Below are 11,734 nucleotides of genomic sequence, written 5' to 3' on the forward strand. Positions count from 1 at the left end.
TGCTCATCGGCGAAGTGCCCGGTCCGAACGCCCGCCCATGGCCACGCGCACCACGTCGATCAGGCGCGAGCGCTCGAATTCCGGATGCAGCCGGTAGCGCATGAAGTGCTCGCCCATGAAAAGCGCAGCCACGCACAGCGGCGTCAGCACATTGGCCAGCAGCGACCAGGCGCTGAATGGCAAGCTGAGGTAGATACCCACCGAAACGACGGCCATCATCGCGAAGTAGCCCGCCCAGACGCCCGTCACCTTGGCGGTGTACAGGCGCATCTCTGGCGAGAGCGGATGGATGCGCTGGGCGAAATCACCGATCAGCGAGAGCCGCCCGGGGCGCAGCGTGCTGGCGAACCAGGCGCACAGCACGGCATTGATGCCCACGTGCTGCAGCACGTACAGCCGGTTGGGATCACCGGCGTCGCCGTGGGCCACGGCATACACGAGCAGCGCGCCCAGGACGATGACGCCCAGCGCTCCGGCCGTGCCGAAGCGGCTCGCACCCAGGCCGAGCACCGCCAGCCACAGGGGCGCAAAAAGGGCAACCAGCGCCCACGGCGCGGTGGCGTGGTAGAGCATCATCCAGTGCGACAGGCCGGCATAAGCCAGCCCGGCCACCAGGAACAGTGCCAGGCGCCATTGCGACATGGCGGATTGCGGCGCGCTCAGGGCGCCGTGCGGTTCTGAGCGACGTGCGCAGCCAGGTCGCGCAGCGACGCGAAGATCTGCTTGTTGCGCTCGTCGTCCGAGCGCAGCTGGAAGCCGTAGCGGCGCGAGACTTCGAGCGCCACTTCCAGGATGTCGATCGAGTCCAGGCCCAGCCCTTCGCCGTACAGAGGTGCTTCGGGCGCAACGTCGGCGGCAGCCACTTCGAGGTTGAGCGCTTCCACCAGCAGCACAGCCAGTTCGTGCTCGAGCGGCGATTGTTGGGCGCCGCCGGCGGCGGGCTTAGAGGGCTCTGCGGTCAAAGACAAAGGAAGACTCCAGGAAAAACCCGCTGCACGCGAGCGCGGCGGGAAATGCAAGCTAAAGGCAAATTATAGGGAGGGGCCCATTGGATAGACTGAGCCCCTGACGAACCCACAATTTCCTCGGAGTTCCCATGGCTGACCCCCTCCTGATCGCCCGCCACGGCGATGTCGAATGCGCCCTGCTCCCTGGCCTGGCCAACCGGCACGGCCTGATCACCGGCGCCACCGGCACCGGCAAGACGGTGACGCTGCAGACCATCGCCGAGCGGCTTTCCGGGATCGGCGTGCCGGTCTTCATGGCCGACGTGAAAGGCGACCTCACCGGCGTGAGCCAGGCCGGCAGCATCGGCGAGAAGATGGCGGCCACACTGAAGGAGCGGGGCATCGAGGTTCCGCCCTCGCAGGCCTGCCCGGTCACCCTGTGGGACGTCTTCGGCGAGCAGGGCCACCCGGTGCGCGCCACGGTGTCCGACATGGGCCCGCTGCTGCTGGGCCGCATGCTGGACCTGAACGAGACCCAGGGCGGGGTGCTCAACCTGGTGTTCAAGATCGCCGACGACAACGGCCTCCTGCTGCTGGACCTGAAGGACCTGCGCGCCATGCTCCAGCACGTGGGCGAGAACGCCAAGGACTTCACCACGCAGTACGGCAACATCAGCGCCGCCAGCGTGGGCGCGATCCAGCGCGGGCTGCTGCAGATCGAGACCCAGGGCGGCGACAAGTTCTTCGGCGAGCCCATGCTCAACATCAGCGACTTCATGCAGACGGTGTCGGGCAAGGGGGTGGTGAACATCCTTGCGGCCGACAAGCTGATGAATTCGCCGCGCCTGTACGCCACTTTCCTGCTCTGGATGCTGTCGGAACTCTTCGAGCAACTGCCCGAGATCGGCGATCCGGACAAGCCCAAGCTGGTGTTCTTCTTCGACGAGGCGCACCTGCTGTTCAACGAGGCGCCAAAGGCGCTCGTCGAGCGCATCGAACTGGTGGTGCGACTGGTGCGCTCCAAGGGCGTGGGCGTGTTCTTCGTCACGCAGAACCCGCTGGACATCCCCGACACCGTGCTCGCCCAGCTCGGCAACCGGGTGCAGCACGCGCTGCGCGCCTTCACGCCGCGCGACCAGAAGGCGGTGAAGGCCACCGCCACCACCATGCGCCAGAAGCCGGGGCTGGACATCGAGACGGCCATCACCGAGCTGGCCGTCGGCGAGGCATTGGTGAGCTTCCTGGATCCCAAAGGCCGGCCCAGCGTGACCGAGCGGGTCTTCGTGATGCCGCCTGGCAGCCAGATCGGCCCCATCACGCCGCAGCAGCGCCAGCAGCTCATGGCCGGCTCGCTGGTGGCGGGCGTCTACGAGAAGGTCGTGGACCGCGAATCGGCCTACGAAAAGCTCAAGGGCCGGGCCGAGGCTGCGCCTGGCGCGCCGGCCACCGCCCCTGGGGGCAAGCCGGGCGCCGCAGCGCAGGAAGACAGTGGCCTGATGGGCGGCCTCAACGACCTTCTCTTCGGATCGACCGGGCCGCGCGGCGGCAAGCGCGACGGCCTGGTGCAGACCATGGCCAAGTCCGCCGTGCGCACCATGGGTACCACCGCCGGCCGCGAGATCCTGCGCGGCGTGCTCGGTGGCATCTTCGGCGGCAAGAAGGGGCGCTGAGCCCCGCCGCCCGGTGACGCGCCAGCCGCGCCCCAAACAGTTGCCGTGGCTGGCGCCGGGCGAGCCCCTGCCCGGCGCCGCGCAGGCCTGGGGGCCGCAGGACCCGGTCCCGGGCCTGCTCGCCGCCGGCGGTGCGCTGGACGTGGACAGCCTGCTTTCTGCCTACAGCGGCGGCATCTTTCCGTGGTTCAGCGAGGGCCAGCCGATCCTCTGGTGGAGCCCGGACCCGCGCATGGTTTTGCAGACGGCGCACTTCCGGCTGCACCGGTCCTTCGGCAAGACGCTGCGGCGCTTCACGGCGGATCCGCGCTGCGAGATCCGCTTCGACCACGACTTTCGAACCGTCATCGAGGCCTGCTCAGGCGCGCCGCGCGCGGGCCAGTCGGGGACCTGGATCCTGCCCACGATGATCGAGGCCTACGTCCGGCTGCACGAAGCCGGCCACGCGCACAGCGTGGAAGCCTGGATCGACGGCCGGCTGGCCGGCGGCCTGTACTGCGTGAACATCGGCCAGGCGGTCTTCGGCGAATCAATGTTCGCGCAGCGGCCGGACGCTTCCAAGATCGCCCTGGCGGCACTCGTGGCCTTCTGCCGGCAGCACGGCATCGCGCAGATCGACTGCCAGCAGAACACCGCGCACCTGGCCAGCCTGGGCGCTGCAGAAATGCCGCGCAGCCTCTTCCTGTCAAGGGTAGCGAAGGCCATCCCTTTGGCCGCCCCCCAATGGGAATTCGAGCCCGTATACTGGAACGCACTCTCCCTCGCGCGACCTGATTCGACGACGACGTGACGCATCTCAAGGATCTCCCGCTCCAGACCTTGCAGTTCTATGCAACGGCGCCCTACCCGTGCAGCTACCTGCCGGACCGCCTCGCCAGGTCGCAGGTGGCAACCCCCAGCCACCTCATCCACAGCGACGCGTACTCCGACCTGGTGCTGGGGGGCTTCCGGCGCAGCGGCATGTTCACTTACCGCCCCTACTGCGACGGCTGCCAGGCTTGCGTACCCCTGCGGGTCAAGGTCAACGAATTCAAGCCCAGCCGCAGCCAGCGCCGCGCCCGCGCCAGGCATGCCGGGCTGCAGGCCCGGGTGCTCAAGCTGTGCTTCGTGCCGGAGCACTACCAGCTCTACCTGCGCTACCAGAACGGCCGCCATGCAGGCGGCGGCATGGACCACGACAGCATCGACCAGTACACGCAGTTCCTGCTGCAAAGCCGCGTCAATTCACGCCTGGTGGAGTTTCGCGAGACCCTGCCGGACGGCACCGCGGGCCCGCTCAAGATGGTCTCCATCCTGGACGTGCTCAATGACGGACTTTCCGCCGTCTACACCTTCTACGAGCCGGACCCCAACGCCGGCTACGGCAACTTCAGCGTGCTCTGGCAGATCGAGCAGGCGCGCCAACTGGGCCTGCCGCACGTCTACCTCGGCTACTGGATCGCCGGCAGCTCCAAGATGAACTACAAGGCCCGCTTTGCCCCCAACGAAGTCCTGCTTGACGGACACTGGCAAGCGCATTCTGATTTCACAAGGTAAAATGGCCAGCAGATTTCCAGCTGCTGTGACATGAGAAAAACACAATCGGATATTCCTGCCACGCCGGTCATCCAGGTGATCGAGCGCATGTTCTCGCTGATCGACGTCCTGGCCTCGCGCGAAGAAGCCATCTCGCTGAAGGAAATCAGCGAGAAGACCGGACTGCACCCCTCCACCGCCCACCGCATCCTGAACGACCTGGCGGTGGGGCGCTTCGTCGACCGTCCCGAGGCCGGCAGCTACCGGCTGGGCATGCGCCTCCTGGAGCTGGGCAACCTGGTCAAGGGCCGGCTGAATGTGCGCGACGCCGCCCTCACCCCCATGCGGGAGCTGCACAAGCTGACCCAGCAGCCGGTGAACCTCAGCATGCGACAGGGTGACGAAATCGTCTACATCGAGCGCGCCTTCAGCGAGCGCTCGGGCATGCAGGTGGTGCGCGCCATCGGCGGCCGGGCGCCCCTGCACCTCACCTCCACCGGCAAGCTCTTCCTGGCGCTGGACGACCCGCAGCGTGTGCGCAGCTATGCCACCCGCACGGGCCTGGCCGGCCACACGCGCAACAGCATCACCCAGCTGCCCGCGCTGGAGCGAGAACTGTCCAAGGCCCGCCAGTACGGCATCGCGCGGGACAACGAGGAGCTGGAGCTGGGCGTGCGCTGCATGGCCGCGGGCATCTACGACGACCAGGGCAAGCTCGTGGCGGGCCTGTCGATCTCCGCCCCGGCCGATCGCCTGGATGACGGCTGGCTCCCCAAGCTGCAGGCCACCGCCGACGAGATTTCCGGGGCGCTGGGTTTCAAGACCGCTGACGCATCGAAGCCTGCGTCCACGGCTTCCGATCCGGTGGCCGGCTGAACTGCTCGGCCCGCAATGAAAAAAGCCCGCCGATGGCGGGCTTTTTTCTGTGCGGCGAGAAGCCTCAGCTGGCAGCGTGCACGCTGGCCACGGGTGTGTGGTTGGCGGCCGGCGCGAGCAGTTGCGTGGCTTCCACCCAGCGGCGCACGCGCTCGGCGTCGCCCAGGCGGCTGAACTTGCCGGCCGAATCCAGGAACACCATGATCAGCTTGCGGCCGGCGATGCGGGCCTGCATCACCAGGCACTGGCCGGCCTCGGAGATGTAGCCGGTCTTCTGCAGGCCGATATCCCAGTCGGGGTTCTTCACCAGCCGATTGGTGGTGTTGAACTGCAGGGTGCGGTTGCCCACCTCGACAACGCGCTCGGGCGAGGTCGTCAGCTGGCGCAGGGTCGGATCGTTGTAGGCGTAGCTGACCAGCACCGCCAGGTCACGCGCGCTGGACTGGTTGCTGCTGGACAGGCCGGTGGGCTCGACGTAGCGCGTGTCGCGCATGCCCAGCGTGCGGGCCTTGGCGTTCATCATGGCCACGAAGGTGTCGATGCCGCCCGGATAGGTGCGGCCCAGGGCATGGGCAGCGCGGTTCTCGCTCGACATGAGCGCCAGGTGCAGCAGTTCGCCGCGCGGCAGCGAGACGCCAACGCGCAGGCGCGAACTGCTGTGCTTCTCGGTGTCGACGTCGTCCTGGGTGATGGTGATCATCTCCTCGGTCGGCAACTGGGCTTCGCTGATCAGCACGCCGGTCATGAGCTTGGTGATCGAGGCGATCGGCAGCACGGCCTGGTCGTTCTTGCTGAAGAGGACTTCACGGGTGTCCTGGTCGACCACCAGCGCCACGCTGGACTTCAGGTCGAGCACGTCGTCGGTGCCGTGCAGGCCGGCCATCTGGCCGAAGGATTGACGGGCTGGCTCTGCCAGGCGCACCACGGAGCGGCGCTGCACCGCAACCACGGCCTTGCCGTCGCGCTTGCTGTAGGTGGCCGTCACGTTGCGGCCGCCACGGGCCGTCTTTTCGATGGCCGGCGCCTTGGCGGTCTTGGATTCGGTCCTGGACTTGGAAGAGGCAGCCTGCTTCTTGGCAGGCACTTCCTTCTTCGACGACGCTGCGTGGGCGCCGGACAACAAAAAAGCCGTCGCGAAAAACGCGGCGGCGAGGGTGCGCAGGATCCGCTGGCTTGGAACTAGGCCGGGGGTTTCGGGCATGGGAAGACTCTCCAGCGGGATGGAAATGGAACCGCAGTTTAACTATCTATAAAAAAACCCGCAATATCAGTCACTTGCACCCCCTTCTTCGCTTGAATACCAAGGACTACATTTCGTAACTAACCCTGTGCGGCCACTCTCTCAGCTTGGCTTTGTAACTTGTTGAGCGCACTCAGATATGCCTTGGCGGAAGCCACCACGATGTCGGGATCGGCCCCGACGCCGTTGACCACGCGGCCGGCGTTCTGCAGGCGGACGGTGACTTCACCCTGGCTTTCGGTCGAGCCACTGATGGCATTGACCGAATAGAGCACCATCTCCGCGCCGCTTTTCACATGCGACTCGATTGCCTTGAGCGAGGCATCGACCGGGCCATTTCCATCGGATTGGCCGGTCACCTCCTTGCCTTCCACCGTGAACACGACACGCGCCTGCGGGCGCTCGCCGGTTTCACTGTGTTGACTCAAGGAAACAAATCCAAACCGCTCACCAACGTTCGAGCCTTCCTCATCGCTGACAAGGGCGAGGATGTCCTCGTCAAATATTTCACTCTTGCGGTCGGCCAGTTCCTTGAAGCGGGCGAAGGCGGCGTTGATGTCCGCTTCGCTCTCCATCACCACGCCCAGTTCCTGGAGGCGCTGCTTGAAGGCGTTGCGGCCGCTGAGCTTGCCCAGGACGATCTTGTTGTTGGTCCAGCCCACGTCCTCGGCCCGCATGATCTCGTAGGTGTCGCGGGCCTTGAGTACGCCGTCCTGGTGAATGCCCGAGGCATGGGCGAAGGCGTTGGCGCCCACCACCGCCTTGTTGGGCTGCACCACGAAGCCGGTCGTCTGGCTGACCATGCGGCTGGCCGCCAGGATGTGGGGGGTGTCGATGTTCAGTTCCAGCCCGAAGTAATCCTTTCGGGTCTTCACGGCCATCACGATCTCTTCGAGCGAGCAGTTGCCGGCGCGCTCGCCCAGGCCGTTGATGGTGCATTCCACCTGGCGCGCGCCGCCGATCTTCACGCCTGCCAGCGAATTGGCCACCGCCATGCCAAGGTCGTTGTGGCAGTGCACCGACCACACGGCCTTGTCGCTGTTGGGAATGCGCTCGCGCAGCGTCTTGATGAAGTTGCCGTAGAGCTCGGGAATCGCATAGCCCACGGTGTCGGGCACGTTGATGGTGGTGGCGCCTTCCTGGATCACCGCCTCCAGCACGCGGCAGAGGAAGTCGACGTCGCTGCGGTAGCCGTCCTCCGGGCTGAACTCGATGTCGCCCATCAGGTTGCGGGCGAAGCGCACCGACAGCTTCGCCTGCTCCAGCACCTCCTCGGGCGTCATGCGCAGCTTCTTTTCCATGTGAAGCGGCGAGGTGGCGATGAAGGTGTGGATGCGGCCGCGCTCTGCCCCCTTGAGCGCCTCGGCAGCGCGCGAGATGTCGCGGTCGTTGGCCCGCGACAGGCCGCACACCGTGGAGTCCTTGATGGCATTGGCGATGGCTTGCACCGCCTCGAAGTCGCCGTTGGAGCTGGCAGGAAAGCCGGCCTCGATCACATCGACCTTCAGGCGCTCGAGCTGGCGGGCGATGCGCAGCTTCTCGTCACGCGTCATGGAGGCCCCGGGCGACTGCTCGCCGTCGCGCAGGGTGGTGTCGAAAATGATCAGCTTGTCGGTCATCGTGTTCTCCTGGTGTGCGGCTTCCCGCGCGCCGCGCTTCAGGCGGCTTCGAGGGCGGATTGTGCGCTCTTTGCGTCCTTGCCCCGGCCGCGCGTGACGCCCGAGACAATGGCCTTCAGCGAGGCGGAAATGATGTCCGCGTCGACGCCTACCCCGAACAGCGTGCGCGACTCGTCCACGCGCACTTCCATGTAAGCGACCGCCCGCGCGTCGGCTCCGGTGCCGATCGCATGCTGGTGGTAGTCGATCACGCGGATCGAGTGGCCGGTGGCTTCGGACAGCGCGCGGATGAAGGCGTCGACCGGGCCGTTGCCTCGGCCTTCGATGGCACGGATCTCGCCATCCCAGTTCAGGTCGCCGCGCAGCACCACCGAGGCGTTGTCGCCCTCGCCCTGCTCTTCCAGCACGCGATGCGTCAGTGCATGGGCGGCAGTCACGCCGTACTCGCGCTGGAAGATGTCCCACAGGTCGGCGGCGGACATCTCCTTGCCGGCCACGTCCATCTCGCGCTGCACCACCTGGCTGAACTCGATCTGCAGGCGGCGCGGCATCTCAAGGCCGTACTCCGCTTCGAGCAGGTAGGAGATGCCACCCTTGCCCGACTGGCTGTTGACGCGGATCACCGCCTCGTAGCTGCGGCCCACGTCCTTGGGGTCGATCGGCAGGTAGGGCATGTCCCAGATGTCGTCTTCCTTGCGGGCAGCGAAGGCCTTCTTGATCGCATCCTGGTGTGAGCCCGAGAAAGAGGTGTAGACCAGGTCGCCAGCGTAGGGATGGCGCGGATGAACCGGCAACTGGTTGCAGTGCTCGACCGTGGCGCGGATCTCGTCGATGCTGGAGAAGTCCAGCTCGGGCGACACGCCTTGCGTGTAGAGGTTGAGCGCGACGTTGACCAGGTCCAGGTTGCCGGTGCGCTCGCCGTTGCCGAAGAGGCAACCCTCGATGCGGTCGGCGCCTGCCATGAGCGCGAACTCGCCGGCCGCCGTGCCGGTGCCGCGGTCATTGTGCGGATGCACCGACAGCACGATCGCATCGCGTCGCGCCAGGTGGCGGTGCATCCACTCGATCATGTCGGCGAAGATGTTCGGGGTGGAATGCTCCACCGTCGAAGGCAGGTTGACGATGCACTTGCGCTCTGGCGTGGGCGCCCAGACCTCCGTCACTGCGTCGACAACGCGCTTGGAAAAAGCCAGGTCGGTGCCGGAGAACATCTCGGGCGAGTACTGGAAGGTCCACTGCGTACCGGGCTGCTGCGCGGCCATGTCCTTGAACATGCGTGCGTGCGAGGCGGCCAGTTCGACGATGCCGTCCTCGTCCATGCCCAGCACCACCTTGCGCATGACCGGCGCCACGGCGTTGTAGAGATGCACGATGGCGCGCGGCGCGCCCTGCAGCGATTCGAAGGTGCGCTCGATCAGGTGGTCACGCGCCTGGGTCAGCACCTGGATCGTGACGTCGTCAGGGATGCGGTCTTCCTCGATGAGCTTGCGCACGAATTCGAACTCGACCTGCGAGGCCGAGGGGAAGCCCACCTCGATTTCCTTGAAGCCGATCTTCACCAGCGTCTCGAACATGCGCATCTTGCGTTCGAGGTCCATGGGCTCCACCAGCGCCTGGTTGCCGTCGCGCAGGTCGGTCGACAGCCAGATCGGCGCGCGGGTCAGGACGGCGTCCGGCCAGGTGCGGTCCTTGAGGCCGACGGGTGCGAAGGCGCGGTACTTGCGGCTGGGTTGCTTCAACATGGCTTCTCTCTTGCTGGTGATGGTTGTCGAGCCCAGCAACCCAAAAAAAACGGCCCGTTGCTGGTGCTAACGGGCCGTTGGTCGAAAAAATTGCGCGTGCGCTACCGACTCCGCCCGAAGGGGATCACTAGTAGGGCCAGCGAAATCTTTTGCATGGTGGCGTAACTCTAGCACAACTTGCCGGCTAGTTATGCAACCCCCGCTCATCCGGCTCGTCGGTCGAGACACTGATCACGCTGGTCTGCTGGCCCTTGGCCTTGCGCCAGCCGTAGACCACGTAGCCGCTCAGGCCATAGGCCATGAAGAGGCCGAACAGCACCGTGGGCGGATGGATGTTGATGACGGCGATGCCCAGCGCGATGAGCACGATGGCCGCAAAGGGCACGCTGCGCTTCATCTGCACGTCCTTGAAGCTGTAGAACGGCGCGTTGGTCACCATGGACAGGCCCGCGTACAGGGTGAAGCCGAAGGTGATCCAGGTGATCTGGTTCCAGCTGAGGTAGAGCACGTCGCTGCCGCGGCGGCCCCACTCGGTCATCAGCCAGATGAAGCCAGCGACCAGCGCGGCGGCGGCCGGCGACGGCAGGCCCTGGAACCAGCGCTTGTCGATCACGCCGGTGTTGACGTTGAAGCGCGCCAGGCGCAGCGCCGCACAAGCGCAGTAGACGAAGGCGGCAATCCAGCCCCAGCGGCCCAGCCCCTTGAGCGACCACTCGTAGGCGATCAGCGCCGGCGCCGCACCGAAGGACACCATGTCCGAGAGCGAATCCATCTGCTCGCCGAAGGCGCTCTGCGTGTTGGTCATGCGCGCGACGCGGCCGTCCAGGCTGTCGAGGATCATCGCGGCGAACACGCCCAGCGCCGCCTGGTCGAAGCGCGCATTCATCGCCATCACGATGGCGTAGAAGCCACCGAACAGCGCGGCGAGCGTGAACAGGTTCGGCAGGATGTAGATGCCCTTGCGCCGCTTCCTGGGCTCCGCGGACATCAACGGGGTGTCGTCATGCATGGGGGCGAAGTGTAGTTCAGCGCCACCGGGGAATCCGGCGCGCGCCAATGAAAAAGGCCACCGCGAGGGTGGCCTTCCATTTCGAGCCCCGAGGCTCAGTTACGGGTCTGGTCGACCAGCTTGTTCTTCTTGATCCAGGGCATCATGGCGCGCAGCTTCTCGCCCACCACCTCGATCTGGTGCTCGGCGTTCAGGCGGCGGCGGCTGATGAGCGTGGGGGCGCCACCGGCGTTCTCCAGCACGAAGCTCTTGGCGTATTCGCCGGTCTGGATGTCCTTGAGCACCTTCTTCATGGTGGCCTTAGTCTCCTCGGTCACGATGCGCGGGCCGGTGACGTACTCGCCGTATTCCGCGTTGTTCGAGATCGAGTAGTTCATGTTGGCGATGCCGCCTTCATAGATCAGGTCGACGATCAGCTTGAGTTCGTGCAGGCACTCGAAGTAGGCCATTTCGGGCGCGTAGCCGGCTTCCACCAGCGTCTCGAAGCCGGCCTTGATCAGCTCGACGGTGCCGCCGCACAGGACGGCCTGCTCGCCGAACAGGTCGGTCTCGGTTTCTTCGCGGAAGTTGGTCTCGATGATGCCGGCCTTGCCGCCGCCGTTGGCGGTGGCGTAGCTCAGAGCCAGGTCACGGGCCTTGCCGCTCTTGTCCTGGTGCACGGCCACCAGGTGGGGCACGCCGCCGCCCTGGCTGTAGGTGCTGCGCACGGTGTGGCCGGGGGCCTTGGGGGCGACCATCCACACGTCCAGGTCGGCGCGCGGCTGCACGAAGCCGTAGTGCACGTTGAAGCCGTGGGCGAAGACCAGCGAAGCGCCTTCCTTGATGTTGGGCGCCACGTCGTTCTTGTAGACGCTGGCGATCTGCTCGTCGGGCAGCAGGATCATGACGACGTCGGCGGCCTTCACCGCATCGGCCACTTCGGCGACCTTCAGGCCGGCCTTCTCGACCTTGGGCCAGGAAGCGCCGCCCTTGCGCAGGCCGACCACGACCTTCACGCCGCTGTCGTTCAGGTTCTGCGCGTGTGCATGGCCCTGAGAGCCGTAGCCGATGATCGCGACGGTCTTGCCCTTGATCAGGCTCAGGTCAGCGTCCTTGTCGTAATAAACCTTCATGATT

Annotated in this window: 11 protein-coding genes; 4 read left to right on the forward strand and 7 right to left on the reverse strand. The window is 66.0% G+C overall.

The annotated features are described in order from the left end of the window. Positions 1-3: 3 nt before the first annotated feature. Both BM345_RS10530 and BM345_RS10535 read right to left on the reverse strand, forming a co-directional pair. A complete protein-coding gene (locus tag BM345_RS10530; protein WP_093378908.1) occupies positions 4-642 on the reverse strand; it encodes a COG4648 family protein in 639 nt (212 codons plus the stop codon). A 17-nt stretch (positions 643-659) separates the two neighbouring features. Further along, a complete protein-coding gene (locus BM345_RS10535) occupies positions 660-968 on the reverse strand; it encodes a phosphopantetheine-binding protein (protein ID WP_093378910.1) in 309 nt (102 codons plus the stop codon). Positions 969-1,096: 128 nt separating this feature from the next. Here BM345_RS10535 and BM345_RS10540 point away from each other — a divergent pair, with 128 nt between their 5' ends. Genes BM345_RS10540 through BM345_RS10555 form a run of 4 tightly spaced genes read left to right on the forward strand, consistent with a single transcriptional unit; the run spans position 1,097 to position 5,008 of the window. Then, the gene (locus BM345_RS10540; protein WP_093378913.1) at positions 1,097-2,617 is read left to right on the forward strand and encodes a helicase HerA-like domain-containing protein; all 1,521 of its coding nucleotides are present in this window, start codon (positions 1,097-1,099) and stop codon (positions 2,615-2,617) included. Positions 2,618-2,630: 13 nt separating this feature from the next. Beyond that, positions 2,631-3,407: a leucyl/phenylalanyl-tRNA--protein transferase gene (aat, locus tag BM345_RS10545; RefSeq protein ID WP_093378915.1), complete on the forward strand. Its 777-nt coding sequence runs from the start codon at positions 2,631-2,633 to the stop codon at positions 3,405-3,407. Next, a complete protein-coding gene (locus BM345_RS10550) occupies positions 3,404-4,153 on the forward strand; it encodes an arginyltransferase (RefSeq protein ID WP_093378918.1) in 750 nt (249 codons plus the stop codon). The genes aat and BM345_RS10550 overlap by 4 nt, the downstream gene beginning before the upstream one ends. A 30-nt stretch (positions 4,154-4,183) precedes the next feature. Next, the gene (locus BM345_RS10555) at positions 4,184-5,008 is read left to right on the forward strand and encodes an IclR family transcriptional regulator (RefSeq protein ID WP_093378920.1); all 825 of its coding nucleotides are present in this window, start codon (positions 4,184-4,186) and stop codon (positions 5,006-5,008) included. 64 nt (positions 5,009-5,072) lie between these two features. Here the strand turns inward: BM345_RS10555 and BM345_RS10560 are convergent, their stop codons facing one another. The 5 genes from BM345_RS10560 to ilvC form a co-directional block, all read right to left on the reverse strand. Further along, the gene (locus tag BM345_RS10560) at positions 5,073-6,209 is read right to left on the reverse strand and encodes a serine hydrolase (RefSeq protein ID WP_093378923.1); all 1,137 of its coding nucleotides are present in this window, start codon (positions 6,207-6,209) and stop codon (positions 5,073-5,075) included. 119 nt (positions 6,210-6,328) lie between these two features. Further along, the gene (locus BM345_RS10565) at positions 6,329-7,867 is read right to left on the reverse strand and encodes a 2-isopropylmalate synthase (RefSeq protein WP_093378925.1); all 1,539 of its coding nucleotides are present in this window, start codon (positions 7,865-7,867) and stop codon (positions 6,329-6,331) included. 38 nt (positions 7,868-7,905) lie between these two features. Then, a complete protein-coding gene (leuA, locus tag BM345_RS10570) occupies positions 7,906-9,609 on the reverse strand; it encodes a 2-isopropylmalate synthase (protein ID WP_093378928.1) in 1,704 nt (567 codons plus the stop codon). A gap of 184 nt (positions 9,610-9,793) precedes the next feature. Then, on the reverse strand, positions 9,794-10,618 hold the full coding sequence (pssA, locus tag BM345_RS10575) for a CDP-diacylglycerol--serine O-phosphatidyltransferase (protein ID WP_093378930.1): 825 nt from the start codon (positions 10,616-10,618) through the stop codon (positions 9,794-9,796). Positions 10,619-10,713: 95 nt separating this feature from the next. Beyond that, positions 10,714-11,730: a ketol-acid reductoisomerase gene (gene ilvC / locus BM345_RS10580; protein WP_093378933.1), complete on the reverse strand. Its 1,017-nt coding sequence runs from the start codon at positions 11,728-11,730 to the stop codon at positions 10,714-10,716. Between the last annotated feature and the right edge of the window lie 4 nt (positions 11,731-11,734).

The sequence above is a fragment of the Variovorax sp. OV329 genome (assembly GCF_900114785.1).
Taxonomy (GTDB): Bacteria; Pseudomonadota; Gammaproteobacteria; order Burkholderiales; family Burkholderiaceae_C; genus Variovorax.

Bases quoted from the DNA above. Each gene is read 5' to 3' on its own strand.
- BM345_RS10530 (WP_093378908.1), bottom strand. From the start codon at position 642: ATGTCGCAATGGCGCCTGGCACTGTTCCTGGTGGCCGGGCTGGCTTAT.
- BM345_RS10540 (WP_093378913.1), top strand. From the start codon at position 1,097: ATGGCTGACCCCCTCCTGATCGCCCGCCACGGCGATGTCGAATGCGCC.
- BM345_RS10555 (WP_093378920.1), top strand. From the start codon at position 4,184: ATGAGAAAAACACAATCGGATATTCCTGCCACGCCGGTCATCCAGGTG.
- BM345_RS10560 (WP_093378923.1), bottom strand. From the start codon at position 6,209: ATGCCCGAAACCCCCGGCCTAGTTCCAAGCCAGCGGATCCTGCGCACC.
- BM345_RS10565 (WP_093378925.1), bottom strand. From the start codon at position 7,867: ATGACCGACAAGCTGATCATTTTCGACACCACCCTGCGCGACGGCGAG.
- leuA (WP_093378928.1), bottom strand. From the start codon at position 9,609: ATGTTGAAGCAACCCAGCCGCAAGTACCGCGCCTTCGCACCCGTCGGC.
- pssA (WP_093378930.1), bottom strand. From the start codon at position 10,618: ATGCATGACGACACCCCGTTGATGTCCGCGGAGCCCAGGAAGCGGCGC.
- ilvC (WP_093378933.1), bottom strand. From the start codon at position 11,730: ATGAAGGTTTATTACGACAAGGACGCTGACCTGAGCCTGATCAAGGGC.